Origin of the sequence: Acinetobacter colistiniresistens (genome assembly GCF_024582815.1) — a bacterium.
Classification (GTDB): Bacteria; Pseudomonadota; Gammaproteobacteria; order Pseudomonadales; family Moraxellaceae; genus Acinetobacter.
Genome location: NZ_CP102099.1, coordinates 3,049,214 through 3,066,067 on the forward strand (window position 1 = coordinate 3,049,214; position 16,854 = coordinate 3,066,067).

14 protein-coding genes are annotated in these 16,854 nt (G+C 41.1%); 5 read left to right on the forward strand and 9 right to left on the reverse strand.

The window, feature by feature from the left end:
• The first annotated feature begins 191 nt into the window (after positions 1–191).
• Positions 192–2,396 (forward strand): bifunctional 23S rRNA (guanine(2069)-N(7))-methyltransferase RlmK/23S rRNA (guanine(2445)-N(2))-methyltransferase RlmL, encoded by a 2,205-nt coding sequence (gene rlmKL, locus NQU59_RS14670; RefSeq protein ID WP_043971897.1) that lies wholly within the window; start codon positions 192–194, stop codon positions 2,394–2,396.
• Here rlmKL and NQU59_RS14675 read toward each other — a convergent pair.
• Positions 2,389–2,829 carry a hypothetical protein gene (locus NQU59_RS14675; protein ID WP_005242048.1) on the reverse strand — a complete coding sequence of 147 codons (441 nt, stop codon included), beginning with the start codon at positions 2,827–2,829 and terminating at the stop codon, positions 2,389–2,391. The genes rlmKL and NQU59_RS14675 overlap by 8 nt on opposite strands.
• 167 nt (positions 2,830–2,996) lie before the next feature.
• Positions 2,997–5,576 carry an ATP-dependent chaperone ClpB gene (gene clpB, locus NQU59_RS14680; RefSeq protein ID WP_005242049.1) on the reverse strand — a complete coding sequence of 860 codons (2,580 nt, stop codon included), beginning with the start codon at positions 5,574–5,576 and terminating at the stop codon, positions 2,997–2,999.
• A 263-nt stretch (positions 5,577–5,839) separates the two neighbouring features.
• On the opposite strand from clpB, the gene NQU59_RS14685 reads away from it, so the two are divergent.
• Complete coding sequence (locus tag NQU59_RS14685) at positions 5,840–6,640, forward strand: M23 family metallopeptidase (RefSeq protein ID WP_257063921.1); 801 nt, start codon at positions 5,840–5,842, stop codon at positions 6,638–6,640.
• Between the two features lie 67 nt (positions 6,641–6,707).
• Here NQU59_RS14685 and NQU59_RS14690 read toward each other — a convergent pair whose 3' ends face one another.
• Positions 6,708–7,130 carry an OsmC family protein gene (locus tag NQU59_RS14690; protein WP_005242053.1) on the reverse strand — a complete coding sequence of 141 codons (423 nt, stop codon included), beginning with the start codon at positions 7,128–7,130 and terminating at the stop codon, positions 6,708–6,710.
• 148 nt (positions 7,131–7,278) lie between these two features.
• Here NQU59_RS14690 and crp point away from each other — a divergent pair, with 148 nt between their 5' ends.
• Together crp and NQU59_RS14700 are read left to right on the forward strand one after the other, a co-directional pair.
• Positions 7,279–7,986, forward strand: a complete 708-nt coding sequence (crp, locus tag NQU59_RS14695) for a cAMP-activated global transcriptional regulator CRP (RefSeq protein ID WP_004654102.1) — start codon at positions 7,279–7,281, stop codon at positions 7,984–7,986.
• A 198-nt stretch (positions 7,987–8,184) separates the two neighbouring features.
• Positions 8,185–8,964, forward strand: a complete 780-nt coding sequence (locus NQU59_RS14700) for a M48 family metallopeptidase (RefSeq protein WP_005242054.1) — start codon at positions 8,185–8,187, stop codon at positions 8,962–8,964.
• A 53-nt stretch (positions 8,965–9,017) separates the two neighbouring features.
• Here NQU59_RS14700 and NQU59_RS14705 read toward each other — a convergent pair whose 3' ends face one another.
• From NQU59_RS14705 to NQU59_RS14725, 5 genes are all read right to left on the reverse strand, one after another.
• Positions 9,018–9,896 (reverse strand): class I SAM-dependent methyltransferase, encoded by an 879-nt coding sequence (locus NQU59_RS14705; RefSeq protein WP_005242055.1) that lies wholly within the window; start codon positions 9,894–9,896, stop codon positions 9,018–9,020.
• A gap of 95 nt (positions 9,897–9,991) precedes the next feature.
• On the reverse strand, positions 9,992–11,512 hold the full coding sequence (locus tag NQU59_RS14710; protein ID WP_257063922.1) for a flavin-containing monooxygenase: 1,521 nt from the start codon (positions 11,510–11,512) through the stop codon (positions 9,992–9,994).
• Between the two features lie 93 nt (positions 11,513–11,605).
• Positions 11,606–12,430: an SDR family NAD(P)-dependent oxidoreductase gene (locus NQU59_RS14715; RefSeq protein WP_005242057.1), complete on the reverse strand. Its 825-nt coding sequence runs from the start codon at positions 12,428–12,430 to the stop codon at positions 11,606–11,608.
• Positions 12,431–12,450: 20 nt separating this feature from the next.
• Positions 12,451–13,425, reverse strand: a complete 975-nt coding sequence (locus NQU59_RS14720; RefSeq protein ID WP_005242058.1) for a metal-dependent hydrolase — start codon at positions 13,423–13,425, stop codon at positions 12,451–12,453.
• A 280-nt stretch (positions 13,426–13,705) separates the two neighbouring features.
• Positions 13,706–14,665: a metal-dependent hydrolase gene (locus tag NQU59_RS14725; RefSeq protein ID WP_257063923.1), complete on the reverse strand. Its 960-nt coding sequence runs from the start codon at positions 14,663–14,665 to the stop codon at positions 13,706–13,708.
• 486 nt (positions 14,666–15,151) lie between these two features.
• On the opposite strand from NQU59_RS14725, the gene NQU59_RS14730 reads away from it, so the two are divergent.
• Complete coding sequence (locus NQU59_RS14730; RefSeq protein ID WP_005274549.1) at positions 15,152–15,769, forward strand: TetR/AcrR family transcriptional regulator; 618 nt, start codon at positions 15,152–15,154, stop codon at positions 15,767–15,769.
• Here the strand turns inward: NQU59_RS14730 and adeS are convergent.
• A complete protein-coding gene (adeS, locus tag NQU59_RS14735) occupies positions 15,753–16,829 on the reverse strand; it encodes a two-component sensor histidine kinase AdeS (protein WP_005242064.1) in 1,077 nt (358 codons plus the stop codon). The two genes, NQU59_RS14730 and adeS, sit on opposite strands and share 17 nt — an antisense overlap.
• Positions 16,830–16,854 lie beyond the last annotated feature (25 nt).

Sequence of the window (16,854 nt, forward strand, 5' to 3'; positions counted from 1 at the left end):
TATACCAACTCTCTAATAAAATTCAGAATAAAAATGATATATCTCACATTGCAAACAAATTAGGACAGCAGAAATTGAGCAAAAAATGTAATGAATCGCTGATAAAGCTAACAATCACACAAATATGCACCGACAGAACAAACAAAAATCAGTTAAAATAGCCAATTGCTAAAAATGTTTTGGAAATTTGAATGAACGCTAAACCACGTCTAACAGACTATTGGGTGACCTGTGCGGACGGGCTTGAAACCTTATTACAACAAGAGCTTGAAGATTTAGGCATTCAAAATATCCAACGTTTTGCAGGACGACTGGTTTTTAAAGGTAGCCTCGAAAATGCCTATCGCGTTTGTATGTGGTCTCGTCTTGCCTCTCGTGTACTTTTGCCGATTCATACACATGAGCTAGAGCATACGCATGATGCACGTGATGTCGCAGAAGAACTTTATGAGGGTGCAATCAGCTTTGATTGGTCACTGATTTTTGCACCACAAAGTACCTTTGCCGTTCGTTTGCATGTTGAACGTGAAATTAAGGTCAATACCCAATTCGCCACCCTACGTGTCAAAGATGGCGTGGTTGATTCCTTTATGGAAGCAGTGGGTAAACGCCCAAGTATCGATATTAAACAACCTGAAATTACCCTTTACGTTTTAGCTGGTAAAACAGAACACACCTATTGTTTAGATTTATCAGGCGATTCACTGCATAAACGTGGTTATCGTCATTTTATGACTGATGCCCCGATCAAAGAAAACTTGGCTGCAGCGATTCTGCAAAAAGCCCAATTAGCCCAGTATCAACCTGATATTATCCTTGACCCGATGTGTGGTTCAGGCACATTTATTATTGAATCACTCTTGATCTTGACCGATCGTGCACCTGGTTTAGTTCGTCGTTTTGGCTTCAATGGCTGGCATGGACATGACCGTGATCTATGGCTCTCACTCAAAGCTGAAGCAGCAGAGCGTCATCAAAAGGCTTTAGAACAACCTTTACCGAAATTCTATGCCTACGATGCGGATTGGGAAGCGGTCAAAGCCACTCGCCAAAACATCATTGCTGCTGGTTTTGAAAAATTACTGGATCAGATCCAAATTGAAGAACGTACGCTGGCAGATTGGGATGACTTCCACGCCGAAGGCAAAAAAGCCTTTATCGTCACCAACCCGCCTTATGGTGAGCGCTTAGGTGATAAAGCGTCTAGCCGTTCATTCTATTTAGGTTTGTCTGGACTATTACAAAAGAATTTCCCAAACCAGTCTGTTGCTGTGATTGCAGCACAAATTGAACAGGCAGATGTACTTGCTATCAATGATCCACAAACACTACGGTTGATGAATGGTAAACTGCCGATCTACATCCGTTTTGGTACAGTCAAACCTGCAACCGTCACCCAGCCTTTCCTCGCGAACTGGCAACCACAACAGTTTGAGAAAATTGAAGGTGCCGAAGACTTTACCAACCGTTTGCAAAAAAATATGCAAGCCTTGAAAAAATGGGCTGTAAAAGAAAATGTATTCTGCTTACGTTTATACGATGCGGATTTGCCTGACTTTAATGTCGCAGTTGACTTATATGGTGATAAATTACATGTGCAAGAATATGCACCACCAAAAAGCATTGACCCAGAAAAAGCTAAAAAACGCTTTAACTTGGCGCTTGCAGCTATTCGTGCTGTGACAGGTTTAGGCCGTGATGCCATCTTCATTAAAACCCGTGCACGTCAAGCAGGTAGTAATCAATACACTAAACAAAGTACCGCATCTAAACGTTTTATCGTGCAAGAAGGCAAAGCGCGTATCTTGGTGAACTTGACCGACTATCTAGATACAGGGCTATTCCTCGATCACCGTCAAATTCGTTTGCGTATTGCCAAAGAAGCGCGTGGTAAACACTTCCTTAATTTATATAGCTATACCTCTACCGCAAGCTTACATGCTGCGCTCGGCGGTGCAGCCAGCACCACCAGTGTCGACTTGTCCAATACTTACCTAAGTTGGTCAAAAGAAAACTTTGTCTTAAACGGCTTAACTGTAGATCATGCCGATGAACAGCATATGTTCTTTGCCAGTGATTGTTTTGAATGGTTAAAAGAAGGTCATGAACAATATGACCTGATCTTCATTGATCCACCAACGTTCTCGAATTCGAAAAAATTCTATGGAACTTTTGATGTACAGCGTGACCATGTATCCCTGCTCAAACGTGCAATGAATCGTTTAACCAGTGATGGAACCTTGTACTTCTCAAATAACTACCGTGGTTTTGAGCTGGATGAAGAAATTGAGGCGATGTATCAAGTTGAAGAAATCACCTCCGAAACGATTGGTCTAGATTTTAAACGCAATCAAAAAATCCACCGTGCCTGGAAAATTCAGCACCCTGCTATCTAACGACCAGTTCGGCTTTAACATCATCGTTATAAGTCACATGAACATTGCCTGAATCGAATTCGTAAATCATGTATCGATCAGACGGTTGCTCATGTGGCTTGATGGTGGCTATCCTCTTGTCTCTCGGATCAACCGCCATCACTTTCTTCTGTTCTTCATGCGGCGATAACACGCCACCCAAAATGGTGTTGACACGAATTTCGCCTAAGTACTTATCACTCAGGCTCCGTTGTGAGCGCCAACGTTCTTCCTCAGGTTTCAAGGCATCCTGTTGTGCTTTAATGAGAATACTGGGCAGCGCATTGTTCAGCATAGCGGTTTGTAAGGCAAGAGTTCCCTCATTCAATGGCTGAGCAGCATGCAGCATTGAAGTTAAGACGATCATCAACATAATTACACCAACACTTTTGCAATGATGTCTATTCTTTTCCATTGTAATTCATCCTGAATTTTTTTCTTATTTGTTCAGAAACTAGCAAGTTTTTTATAATGTCGCAATGTCATTGGTAATATTCCTGCAAAAATCTGACCAATTGCACCAATATAAAAAAAGATGGTGATTTGCATCACCATCTTTTTTGTCAATCCTTCACATTTAACTTAGCTCAGTTTTACTTTATCGAACACCAGATGACTACCTTCACCTTTGATCAAAATATTATCTCCAGGCTGGAACTCACCAGAGAGTATTTTCTGAGCCAAGTTATTTTCAACTTGCTGTTGAATTGCACGTTTTAGTGGACGCGCACCATATACCGGATCGAAACCAGCATCAATCAATATATCAAACGCCGTATCATCCACGGTTAAGCCCATATCACGATCACTCAAACGTGCACGTAAACGATCTAACTGAATATCCGCGATACCACGAATCTGTGCTTTTTTAAGTGAATGGAAGATCACCAGTTCATCAATACGGTTAATAAACTCAGGACGGAAGTGCTGCGTAACAGCATTCATGACTACAGTACGAACTTCATCATCTGTTGCCCCTTCACCCAGTTCACGCACATCTTGTGAACCCAAGTTAGAGGTCATCACAATCACCGTATTTTTAAAGTCGATAACACGACCTTGCGAATCGGTCAAACGTCCATCATCTAACACCTGTAGCAAGATGTTAAACACATCGGGATGCGCCTTTTCCACCTCATCAAATAACACCACACTATAAGGCTTACGGCGGACTGCTTCAGTTAAAACACCACCTTCTTCATAACCCACATAACCTGGAGGTGCACCCACCAAACGACTGACCGAGTGTTTTTCCATAAATTCGGACATATCAATACGAATCATGGCATCATCACTGTCAAACAAGAAGTTTGCCAATGCTTTGGTCAGCTCCGTTTTACCCACACCTGTTGGTCCAAGGAATAAGAATGAGCCGCTTGGACGGTTCGGGTCAGATAAACCTGCACGTGAACGACGGACTGCATTCGACACGGCAACCACTGCTTCATCTTGTCCAACCACACGGTTATGTAAGAACTCTTCCATATTCAGCAGTTTTTCACGTTCACCTTGCAGCATTTTCGCCACAGGAATGCCTGTTGCAGCACTGACCACTTCAGCAATTTCATTTTCGGTGACTTTGGTACGAATCAGCTTCGGCTCTTCATTTTCCTCAGCCACTTCGGCTTGTTCCAAACGCTTCTGCAATTCTGGAATCACACCATATTGCAAACGCGCTGCTTCTGCCAAATCACCTTCACGTTTTGCCTTCTCTAAAGCAACACGTGCCTGATCAAGTTCAACCTGCGCCTTCTTGTCACCTTCAACCAGTGTTTTTTCAGCTTTCCAGATTTCTTCCAGATCGTTGTATTCTTTTTGCTTCTCAGCAATTTGCTGCTCAAGATGATTGACTTCGGCTTTACTGCCGGCATCTTCATCTTTTTTCACTGCCTCCAATTGCATTTTCAACTGAATTAAACGGCGATCAAGTTTATCTAGAGCTTCTGGCTTAGAGTCGATCTCCATTTTGATACGAGATGCTGCTTCATCAATCAGATCAATCGCCTTATCAGGTAACTGACGATCGGTGATATAGCGATGTGACATCTTCGCTGCAGCAATAATAGCCGAGTCCAAAATTTGCACCCCATGGTGAGTGGCATATTTCTCTTTGAGACCACGTAAAATTGCAATCGTATCTTCAACACTCGGTTCATCGACCAATACTTTCTGGAAACGGCGCTCAAGCGCAGCATCTTTTTCAATATACTGACGATACTCATCCAAAGTGGTAGCACCAACACAACGTAATTCACCACGTGCTAACGCAGGTTTCAACATATTGCCTGCATCCATTGCACCATCGCCCTTACCAGCACCGACGAGTGTATGTAACTCATCAATAAACAGGATGATCTCGCCTTCATGTTTAGCAAGGTCTTTGAGTACTGCTTTTAGACGTTCTTCGAATTCACCACGATATTTCGCACCTGCAAGCAATGAACCGAGGTCTAATGACAATACACGTTTATTCTTCAGGCCTTCAGGTACTTCACCATTGACAATACGCTGTGCCAAGCCTTCCACAATCGCAGTCTTACCCACCCCAGGCTCACCAATCAATACTGGATTATTTTTGGTACGACGGGACAAAACCTGAATGGTACGGCGAATTTCATCGTCACGACCAATCACAGGATCAAGCTTGCCTGCTAAAGCACGTTCAGTTAAATCAATGGTATATTTATTCAGTGAATCACGTTGATCTTCATGATTGTTGCTCATGACTTTGTCATTTCCTCGAATATTTTCAATTACTTTACGTAAATTCTCTGGTGTTACACCAACGCTGTTTAAAATCGTTTTGGTTTCACCCGTTTCCGCTAAACTTAACAACACCCAATCGGTAGATAAAAACTCATCTCCTGCCTTTTGTGCATAACGGTCAGCTAAATTCAAGGCCTTTACCGCTTCAGGATTCAGATTGATATCACCCGTAGGATTGGCCAAGGTTGGCGCATTTTGCAGGGCTTGTTCCAGTTTTTGCTTTAACTCTGGTAAACGAGCGCCCGCTTGTTGCAACAAACTCAGATTGGCAGGTTCTTCAAGTAAGGTAGTCAGGATATGAATTCCTGCAATTGAAGTATGATCCTTACCCATTGCCAATGATTGTGCATCTGAGAGTGCTTGCTGTAAGCGGTTTGTAAATTTTTCAAATCGCATTCTTGTTATTCCTCACAACAAATTTTTAACTTATCACTAAGATGGGAACGATTTTTAAAATTTCAAATAAAAATTATATATTTTTCAATATTTTATAAAAATATCAAGAGATAAAACTCAGTAATAATATGGGTGTATAAACAATCTATTTCAAGTATCTTTTGTATAATTTTTCTGTCTATTCTGTTTTGCACAAAATCCTTATTGTGATTTTAAGGCGAACGTTTTAGCTTAACGCTTTGCTTCAACTAAAAATGCTCATCATGTCGCTAAAAACAATTTTACTCAGCGTTGCTTCTCTTCTTCCACTTCATGCTGCGTTTGCACAGCTGCCACAAGACTCAAGGCGTGCAGGTGGTATTGCCGTGATTCCATTAACGACCAATACAACTCAAGTCTTTTATCAACAAAAACCTGTTCTGATTTCCCAAGAAGGGGCTCAGCGCTATGCCGTGTTTGGTATTCCCCTTTCCGCCCCCTTAGGGACTTTAACCTTAACCACCAATAACGATCCGATTCAGGTAGAGATCAAACCGTATGCATATGCGGAGCAACGCCTTAACGTCAAAAATCAGGACTATGTCAGTCCTAATCAAGAACAACTTGATCGATATGCCAGAGAAGCCAAAGAGCAGAATGATATTTACAGCTCATTTACACCGAGCGCATGGACACAATTCCCCAATTTTATCCGCCCTACTGCAGGGAAATTCAGCAATTCGTTCGGCCGTAAACGATTTTTCAATGGCGAAGAACGCGCACCGCATTCTGGTCTAGATATTCCTGCACCTGTTGGACAAACCGTCATTGCGCCTGCAAATGGCGTCGTGATAGCAACAGGCAACTATTTCTTTAATGGGAATACGGTACTGATTGATCATGGCCAAGGCTTGGTCAGCATGTTCTGCCATTTGAGTAAAATTAATGTACAAAAGGGGCAGCAGATTCGTCAGGGAGAAACGCTTGGGTTCGTCGGTAAAACTGGACGTGTCACTGGACCACATTTACATTGGGGAATGAGTCTGAACAATGCTCGCGTAGATCCACAATTATTTCTAAAATAAAAGAAAAGCTTATAAAAAGTGATCTATAAAAATAGATCACTTTTTAGTAGAACTAATAATTTATAACTTAAGCAGCTTCAATAATTTCAAAATCATGGGTGATTTCAACACCGCCATCTGAAAGCATTTTACTGGCTGAGCAATATTTCTCGGCGGAGAGTTCAACGGCCTTTTCAACTTGCTTGGTTTTTACTGCTTTGCCAGTGACCACGAAATGCAAATGGATTTTTGTAAATACTGCTGGAATGGCATCTGCTCTTTCTGCTTTAAGCTGACATACAACATCCGTCACATCTTGGCGAGATTTCTTTAAAATCGTCACAATATCAAACGAAGCACACCCACCAAGTCCCATTAAAATCAACTCCATAGGACGTGGACCACGGTTTTCACCTCCATATTCAGCAGAACCATCCATCACCACAGTGTGGCCACTTTCTGATTTCGCCTCAAAAGCAACATTCTCTAACCAATGTACACTTGTTTGCATTGCAACTACCCGAAAAACGTTATAAATTTACTCTGTTCTTGTACACTAACATAAAATGAGTTGATAAGGAATTTCATCTCTTCTGTGTAGAAAAGGCTCTATCAAGAGTCTGTGCGATCGGTTTTATCCAAATTCGGAAATTTTAAGCATGACTTCAAATTTTTCACAACTTAGCACTGATGCTTTATCACCAGGCCAACTGCCTGAATCAGTAAAAGCTCTGCTAAAACGTGCTCATATTAATAGATACCCTAAACGCACCACGATTGTTGACGCTGGAACGGAATCAAAATCACTGTATTTAATATTAAAAGGTTCAGTGTCAATTATCTTACGTGAAGATGACGAACGAGAAATCGTTGTTGCTTACCTCAACCCTGGTGATTTCTTTGGTGAAATGGGGCTTTTTGAAAAGAACCCTCAACGTACCGCAGAAGTACGTACACGAGATGTCTGCGAAATTGCAGAAATTTCCTATGACAATTTCCATGAGTTAAGCAAGCAATACCCAGATTTGAGCTATGCAGTATTTGCCCAGCTGGTACGCCGTCTTAAAAACACCACACGTAAAGTGACTGATCTGGCCTTCATTGATGTGTCAGGTCGTATCGCGCGTTGTTTAATTGACTTATCTGCACAGCCTGAGGCAATGATTTTGCCGAATGGCCGCCAGATTCGTATCACCCGCCAAGAGATTGGTCGAATTGTCGGTTGTTCTCGTGAAATGGTTGGCCGTGTCCTCAAGACACTGGAAGATCAAGGCATGATCCAGACTGACGGTAAAGCCATCCTTATTTTTGATGCTTCTCTAGAAGAAAACACCTTCTCTGAAGATGAATATGATGATGAAGATTAATTTGATCTGAGATCGGATTGATTCTAACCAAGCCAGTGCCTGTCACTGGCTTTTATTTTTGAGCAAACAATAAGCTTGGCTGATTACATAATTACAATGATTATAGAGCTATTCAGAATATTAACTATCGCTAACATTTTCTATAATCCACCCTGATCACGACTATATTCATAAGATACTGATTTGGAGAGAATAAGTATGAAGAAATTCGCTTTGAGCCTTTGTGCTGTAACCGTAATGACAATTTCTGGCTGTGCCTCTTTCGCAGACATGGCTGGCGCAGATAGCGCAACTTTAAATGCTCAATCAGCACAAAGCTTCTCAAAAATGACTCAGGAAGCACGTGCAAAAAATCAGCTGGATAGCAGCTCAAGTACGTATCAGCGTATCAATACTGTATTTAACCGCTTAAAACCGTATGCGGATCAAATGAACCAGACTGGTCAGCGTTTTGATTGGCAACTGGCTGTATTAAAATCTGATACCGTGAATGCTTATGTTGCACCAGGCGGTAAAGTTGTTTTCTATACAGGTATTGTCAACAAGCTCAATTTGACCAATGATGAAATTGCAGCGGTGATGGGACATGAAATGACTCACGCGCTTGAAGAACATGCCAAAAGTAAAATTGGCGCTCAAGCGTTAACCAATCTTGCGATTGGTATTGGTAAATCTTATGCTGGCAGCAGCATTGGTGATCTAGGCAGTGCTGCAATCGATTTAGGCAGCCAAGTGGGTATTGGTCTACCTTACTCTCGTAATTTGGAAAGTCGTGCCGATTACGGTGGTTTGATGCTTATGGCAAAAGCGGGCTATAACCCAAATGCAGCAATCAGCTTGTGGGAAAAGATGAATCGTTTAGATGGCGCTGGTGCTGGCGGCTCGTTCTTGTCAACTCACCCATCTAACAGTCAGCGTATTAGCGATATGCGTAAAAATCTTCCTGCAGCCATGGCTGTTTATAATAATCGCCGTTAATCCATACGCCCTTAAATGCTCAAATGCATTTAAGGGCTTTTTATTTAATTACATCAAATACTCTGCAACTGTAGATGTAACATATGTGTCGCAATGGTATGACGGATATGATCAGGACGAGCATGAAAATAACGCTCACTCAAACCATTGCCAGATAAATCCTCAATAACGATATAACCCATTTGCGTGACTGCCTGATGCAATGCCTTGGGTCTAAATTGCCCTTTTAAAGGTTCTTTCAGAAAACGGGTAAATTGAGAGACAAACAAAGTCCCCAAACGCTCTATCCCATCCAACTCGCGATAATCAATCGAATAATCCAACACCACTTCACTCTCTCTCACTGCAATCTTTGCAATACTGGCCAAGGTTTTCAACGTCGTTTCAGGTTCCAGATAATGAGTTGTTCCCAGCCATGAGAAAAAAGCAGTATGCTCCTGTTGAAAAGTGCTGCGTGCCAATGCATCAGCAATCGACTCCTTTTCAAAATCGATGGCAACAAATTCCACATTCTCTGGCAGCTCACCCAATTGATGTAGTTTGTTTTGTTTAACGGCTTGGGTATCAGGATGGTCGACTTCAAAAATCCTGAGTTGTGGATGCTGCTGTGCTTGTCGCAAGGCAAAAGAATCCAATCCAGCGCCAACCAGTACATATTGCGTTACGCCTCGTGCTATGGCGGCCTTGAGTTGATCTTCAGCATAACGGGAGCGTCCAACCACCTGTCCTGTCAATAAGCCTAAAGTACGGTTAAATACAGCTGAATTCATCACCTTAACTGTCAGTGGCGTGGTCAGTAATTTCTTCCAGCCCCTGCTGGTCAACTCAAGCGCAAAGGGATCTGAAAACACTGGGTTGTTCGCATTTTGAAAATGATTGGCACGTAATGCTGCCGCAGCCTCAGCAGTTCGGCTCGACTGTCCTTCTTTCATCTTTTTTTTCCTGTATTTCTTTCTATCTTGCAAAAAATAAGCAGCAAATTCCATCACGAGACAAAATTTACTGCTTTTGATGATTAAGCTAAAAATCAGTTGGTTTTTTCAGTTTGATAGGTCACTTGGTAATCATTTAAATCTATCTGTTTTAAGCGTTGCTTTAACTTCTTCAATGACCAAGGCCAAGCAGCAAAGTTACGGCCATTGGCATCTAAATAATAACTCTTACAGCCACCTGCATTAAATACCGTGGTTTTTAGATGTTTTTGTACCAATTCATTATGCTGCTTAATCACTTCAGGCTTAATGTTGAGTTTGGCAATGCCTTTGTCTCTGATCTTGAGTAAACCATCTACAATGTAGTCGAGTTGTGCTTCTGCCAAACCAATAAAAGAGTCATAGACCAACACATTTGGTCCCAATACCAAGAAAGCATTCGGTACATTTTCAATACTGGTGCCTAAATAGGCTTCCGGTGAACTGCTTTTCCACAGATCATTCAATATCTGCCCTTTTTCATTGCTCACACGTTTGCCAATCGGTGGATGGGATACTTCAAAACCAGTTCCCCAAATAATCACATCCACTTCGTGACGTTCACCATTGGCAGAAACTACCGTATTCCCTTCAACTTTTACCAGTCCATGCGGAATAAGCTTAGTATTCGGCTGCTGTAAGGCTGGATAATAGTTGTTAGCGAATAAAAGACGTTTACAGCCGATGGTAAAGTTCGGCGTTACGTTTTTGCGTAATTCAGGATCTTCGATCTGGAAACGTAAAATCAGTTTGGCTAATTCACCCACAGGTTTTAACACAGCTGGATTACGTAAACCAAAGTTAATCGCATTCAGTGACTGCGCAACCGTTTTGCGCCAGGTTTTTTGAATCAATGGGAATTTTTCAATTAGTGCTTTGCTCACATCACCAAGGTCAGTGTCTGGCTTAGGCACCACCCACGGCGCGGTACGTTGATAGACATATAATTCTTTAGCTAAAGGCTGAATCTGAGGTACAAACTGAATCGCGGATGCACCAGTCCCAATTACTGCAATACGCTTGCCAGTCAGATCGTAGTCATGATTCCACTTTGCCGAATGGAACATTTCTCCTTTAAAGGTCTCTAACCCATCAAGCTTAGGAATTTGAGCCTCGGTAATTGGCCCTGTAGCAAAAATGGTGGTCCGGGCCAAGAATTGCCCTTTATTGGTGTCCATGACCCATAAATTTCGTTGATTGTCCCATGCCGCATTGAGCAACTCAGTACCAAACTCTATTTTTGAGCTCACCCCAAAATCTTGACTGACTTCTTCTAAATAGCTCAGAATTTCAGGTTGACGAGCAAATAAATGGCTCCATTTTGCACTTGGTGCAAAAGAGTATGAATACAGTGCCGATGGCACATCACAGCCACATCCTGGATAAGTATTTTCACGCCAGGTTCCCCCCACACGTGTCGCTTTTTCAATAATCTTGTAATTGTTGTACCCTACTTGATCAAGGCGAATCGCAGTTGCAATCCCTGAAATACCTGCACCCACAATAAAGGTGTCATAGATATGTTGTGGTAATGCCTTTCCTTCAGCTGAGTTTAATTTTTTTGCTTGAGCTGTCATTTAAAATATCCTTTATTCATCCAACTGAAATATGCAAATTGCCTGTGCTGTTTTCGCTTATTTCAATACTTAAAAATGTGTCTTCACTTTGGGTTACTTCATGAATCGGTATGAGTTACCCAAGAATTTGGCATATAAATTCGGAGCAGTACGTTTCATTAACCAGAATAGCTTGGCATCAATTTGTGGGATGGTATAAAGCTGATCTTTATCCAAACGGTCTAGTGTCAATTTTGCCACCTTGTCACTGGTGGTAAATGCCAAATTGGTCAGTGCATAATCCAGAATACCTTTATGTGGAACCTTGCCATTTTTAATGATGTTGGTCGGTACCAGCGTCGGACAAAGTACATTCACCTTGATATTATGTTTTCGAAGCTCGGCAGAAAGCGTTTCCGATAATGCACGTACCCCCGCTTTGGTCACGTTATATGCTGTCATTTCAGGTGCAGCGGTATATGACGCGGCAGAGGCCACATTAATAATTGCACCATGACCAAGTTGCTTAAACTTCGGTACAAAATAGTGGCACCCATGGATGACTCCCCACAAGTTAATGTCAGAAACCCATTTCCAGTCTTCCAGCGAAGTTTCATCAAACTTGCCACCTAGCCCCACACCAGCATTGTTAATGACCAATGTAGTTGGATGCTGCATTAACTGCTCCGCTTGCTCTGCCAGTTTTTCCACTTGCTTGGCATTACCAACATCACATTTCACAGCAAAGGCTTTTGCTCCTAGGCTTTCAATTAATACAACAGTTTCTTTGGCTGCCTCGAGATTGATATCTGAACAGACCACTGTGCCACCACGTTTTGCCAACTCAAGCGCAAAACTACGACCAATACCGCTTCCCGCACCAGTCACCACAGCAAATGCCTTTTGGCTTGGTTTGTTTTTTTTCCCAAATAATTTCATTTTATTTTCCAGCGATCTTGTTATGCAGAAGCTGCACGTACAGGTGGTACAAACTCTTTAAGGAAATAAGGCGTTAATAAGCCTGTTTCAGGGTTTAATAACCGCTCTTTGTAATAGGCCATATAAGCAGTGGTATCATGGTCGTTGGGATGAAAGCTTGGACGTAGATATTCCAGAATATGCATGAAACTGCTGCCAAATACCCCACGTTCACTGCCAAATAACAACGCAGTGCTTTCCACAATATCTTTCATATAGCGTGGATTAACCAAATTGCTGGGTTTACGCACGAATGGCATCAGATATCCTCCCAATGACACCCCGCCAAGAATCGTTAAACTTGCTAACAAGAAGCCTGTAATTCTGAGCCAATAATTACCTGATAACTCAAGGAAGACATCATAAGCAATGTCTTTATGTTCAGATTCTTCCAGCATGTGCCACATCCACATAGCGCGCTGCCGTTCATCTTGCGAACCCAGCAAGTAGTATTCATGTTGCATCATAAATTCAGCAAGTACGGCAGTGTAATGTTCAATCCCGGCCATTAATGAAAGCTGTAAAGATTGCGGTAGCTTGTAGATACCATATTCAAATACTTTATCGGCAATGGCTCGTAGCAACTCAACGGGATAGCCATTTTCCTTTAGTACTTCATCATTAAATTGATTATGGATTTTTGAATGAATCGCTTCTTGTCCAATCAGTGAAGTCAGTCTTTGTTTTAAAATCGGGTCTTCAATAAAATCACGATGATGACGTGCAGTATCGATGACCACATCTTCACCAAAGGTTAGGAAAATGGATAAAGCATGAAAATAGGAGGTTGCTAACTCTTTATTTAAAAAAAACTTTTCATCCAATTCATTTGGATTGAACTTAAAATCAAAATGACGTATTGGAATCGGTGATTTACTCGCAAGGTTCTGAACGATCCCTTGATATTTGGTACTGAGTTTGTCTGAGAAGACATTGCGAAGAACTTGAGCGACCATGTCTTAATTCCTATAGGGAGAGTAAAATAAAATCAAACAGCAATGCATCCATCAAAAATCGTAAAGTTGTCTATAAGATTATTTCTGCAACTTTAACAACTTCGATTCTTAAACTTTAAGTCGGGATGCATCACCCCATACACGGGTCAGTTGAGAATGGTTATTTGCATAGTGCATGAGCGAAATAACGGCAACAAGAACCAAACTGCTCATCACACGCTGAGCTTTTTTGCCAACTCAGCGGGCAATAACAGATATACTGTGCATACATCATTCAGCCTTATGCGGCTTGTACCTTTGGCGTAAATTCCTTCACAAAGAATGGATATAAGGCGCCACCTTCTGATAGAAGTTTCTTTTCGTAATATTCAAAATATGCAGATGCATCATGATCATTCGGATGGAAATCGGTACGTAAATAATCAAAAATACGACCTTGGGTACTACCAAATACACCATCCTTCGGACTAAAGATCAGCTTGACACCACGACGTGCATCTTTCCAGAATTTCGAAGTCAGCATTTCTTGTGGTTTACGTAAGATTGGCACCATGGTTGCCGAAAATGGAATCAATCCCAGAATGGTGAAATAGGCAAGCAAGAAACCCGAAATCCGTAAGGCATAATTACCATTGAGAGTTTGATAGACATCATAGGCAACATCTTTATGCTCAGACTCTTCCAGCATATGCCACATCCATAGCGCACGTGTTTTGGCATCATCAGAGAAATAGAAGTTCTGTTCATGCGCCATCATGTATTCCGCCAATACCGCAGTAAAATGCTCGATCCCAGCCATCAATGAGAGCTTAAGCGGTTGAGGAAATTTTAAGAAAATGTAATCAAAGAATTTTTCACCCAAGAAACGATAAAGTCTGACTGGATAATCAAGCTCAACAATTGCATCATTAAACTCATTATGTAGTTTTGAGTGAATTGCTTCCTGGCCAATCAATGAAGTGACGCGTTGTTTTAAAATCGGATCTTTCAGTTGATCACGATGATGGCGAGCGGTTTCAATCACCAAATCTTCGCCATAGGTCAGAAACACTGAAAGTGTTGCGAAAAAAATCGTTGCGAATTGATTGTTCATATAAAATGATAGATCAACTTGTTTGCCTTCAAATCCGATTGCCAAGTGGCGAATTGGAATTGTTTTTTTACTCGAAAAATCGATTTGCTCAGTTATCGGGTTCGATTTAAATAGATTTAAACCTTTCTTTAATGTGCTGCTAATCATGGCTACACCTACCTACTGCACTTGAGCGTCATTTGCCCTTTTACATTCTTTGCGTCTGGCTCATCTCTTTTTCGCATCTCCATATTTCAGGAAGGTACGAAAAAATATTCGGGAGATTTTTCAGAACCATTTCTTCGTATGAGACAACTGTAAACCGATCTTATGTTCGGATTCAATTCGGGTAATTTTTACACTGATTTATAGATATTTTCTCGATCAGCCTTAAAGCAATCTTTGCTTTAAAAGCTACATACTTTATTAAAAATAATTTATTTTTAATAATTATCAATAAATTAAAACAATTTAAAAATTAATATTTTCTAAAAAATGAATTGATGTATTTCATAAATACTTATTTATTACATCCTAAAGAACAAATATTAAAAACCTGTAATTTTACTTGTTCGGATTAATGAACTAATCCTTTTCACACATTGACCCACATGTTAATCTGACATTATGTTCGGATTTTAACAATAAGACTTCATGGCGACACGAAAACCACGTCAGTCACGTTCGAAAGTGACAGTAGACACGATTATTGAAGCAGGCTTTATTGCCGTTGCAACCAATGGTACCAGCGGCACCACCACACGACATATTGCAGATATTGCGGGTGTCAGTGTTGGATCTCTTTATGAATATTTTAAAAATAAAGAAGAAATTTATGATGCTATGGCAAGAACCTTTGTCAAAGAAGTCTTGGATATGGTGAAAGAGCTGACGCCCATCATGATCGAACAAGAGCTAGAGCCTTTATTTGAAATGATTTTCTATACATTTAGAGATTTACTGACTCGTGATGACGATCGTTATCTCATTTGTCTACGCTATGCAACCGAATTGAAATACGAAAGGTATATTAGTCAGATTGAGATGGCACTGATGGAGGTTTTGATGAAATACATGATTCGCCATCCTCGCTATTTAAAAGTGAATAACCTCAGCGTAACTGCGTATATCAGCATTAACAGCAGTATTTTCAATGTTGCCCGTCACTTAATCTTGCCCAACCCGCAAATCAGCTTTGATGAAATGGTGAAAGGACTCAGTACCATGATTATCAGTTATATTGAGGCCGAATTGGCTAAGGCTGGGGCTTAGCAGGAAGTTTGATTCTGAACACGCTGTTCTGTTGTGGATTAAGGTACTCAATAGAGCCCTTGTGCGCAATGACAATGGCATGAACGACAGCCAAACCCAATCCCGTTCCCCCAAATTCTTTATTTCTGGACTGTTCTAATCTAAAGAAAGGATTAAATAAGTCTTGCTGGTATTGCTCTGCAATACCCGGCCCTTGATCTTCAATTTGCAGCACCCATTCTTGGGCGATCAGAAGCGAAGAAATTTTCAGTTTTCCCGCATTGGCATAGCGAATCGCATTATCAATCAATGCCATAAAAACTTGTTCAATACGACGCTGGTCACAATGGACTGGTGTCGTTGACATCTCAAGTACAGGTTCTAATCCTGCTTGCTGTAAACGATGTTCAAACAGTTTCAATACGTTATCTGCAAGCACTTTTAGATCAACAGCTTCATAATGTAATCTGAGTTGCTGATTCTCAACCAGACTTAAAGTCCGCAAATCCTCCACCAGATGTGACAGTCCTTCCACTTGTCCTAACAAACTTTTAAATAAAGCTTCATCAGGTTTAAATACACCATCAAGAACACCTTGTAAACGCCCTTGTAAAATAGTGATGGGAGTTCTTAATTCATGGGCGATTGCGGCATTCCACACCTGAGCATTTTCCACTGAACTTTCTAATTTTTTCGCCATATTATTAAAATTATGCATCAGTTCAGAAATTTCAGCAGAGTGAATCTGACTGTCATCTGCTCTGGCTGAAAGATCTCCCTGACTAATTTTTTGGGCAGCTTCCGCCAGATAATTAATCGGTTTAATAAAGCGTTGAGCAAGGTGCATACCGATGATCAAGGAAATCACCGCGCCACAAAAAATGACCGTCGATAACCAAATCCAGTCAACAAAATGGAATTCAGTCCAGTCCCCCTGTAAAGAGCTTAGCGTAATCCAGCCTGCATCAATGGCATAGTTATAAATAAAATAGCCAAGCAGGATAGAAAAAAGTGTCACGCTTAAGTTCACAATACTTAAGGCAATAAAGAGTTGTTTACTAATACCTGACTTGTTTTTCATCTCAATTTTCCAGATGGGTTCTTTT

Excerpts from the sequence above, each read along its gene's own strand:
- rlmKL (WP_043971897.1), top strand. The coding sequence starts at position 192 with ATGAACGCTAAACCACGTCTAACAGACTATTGGGTGACCTGTGCGGAC.
- NQU59_RS14675 (WP_005242048.1), bottom strand. The coding sequence starts at position 2,829 with ATGGAAAAGAATAGACATCATTGCAAAAGTGTTGGTGTAATTATGTTG.
- clpB (WP_005242049.1), bottom strand. The coding sequence starts at position 5,576 with ATGCGATTTGAAAAATTTACAAACCGCTTACAGCAAGCACTCTCAGAT.
- NQU59_RS14685 (WP_257063921.1), top strand. The coding sequence starts at position 5,840 with ATGTCGCTAAAAACAATTTTACTCAGCGTTGCTTCTCTTCTTCCACTT.
- NQU59_RS14690 (WP_005242053.1), bottom strand. The coding sequence starts at position 7,130 with ATGCAAACAAGTGTACATTGGTTAGAGAATGTTGCTTTTGAGGCGAAA.
- crp (WP_004654102.1), top strand. The coding sequence starts at position 7,279 with ATGACTTCAAATTTTTCACAACTTAGCACTGATGCTTTATCACCAGGC.
- NQU59_RS14700 (WP_005242054.1), top strand. The coding sequence starts at position 8,185 with ATGAAGAAATTCGCTTTGAGCCTTTGTGCTGTAACCGTAATGACAATT.
- NQU59_RS14705 (WP_005242055.1), bottom strand. The coding sequence starts at position 9,896 with ATGAAAGAAGGACAGTCGAGCCGAACTGCTGAGGCTGCGGCAGCATTA.
- NQU59_RS14710 (WP_257063922.1), bottom strand. The coding sequence starts at position 11,512 with ATGACAGCTCAAGCAAAAAAATTAAACTCAGCTGAAGGAAAGGCATTA.
- NQU59_RS14715 (WP_005242057.1), bottom strand. The coding sequence starts at position 12,430 with ATGAAATTATTTGGGAAAAAAAACAAACCAAGCCAAAAGGCATTTGCT.
- NQU59_RS14720 (WP_005242058.1), bottom strand. The coding sequence starts at position 13,425 with ATGGTCGCTCAAGTTCTTCGCAATGTCTTCTCAGACAAACTCAGTACC.
- NQU59_RS14725 (WP_257063923.1), bottom strand. The coding sequence starts at position 14,665 with ATGATTAGCAGCACATTAAAGAAAGGTTTAAATCTATTTAAATCGAAC.
- NQU59_RS14730 (WP_005274549.1), top strand. The coding sequence starts at position 15,152 with ATGGCGACACGAAAACCACGTCAGTCACGTTCGAAAGTGACAGTAGAC.
- adeS (WP_005242064.1), bottom strand. The coding sequence starts at position 16,829 with ATGAAAAACAAGTCAGGTATTAGTAAACAACTCTTTATTGCCTTAAGT.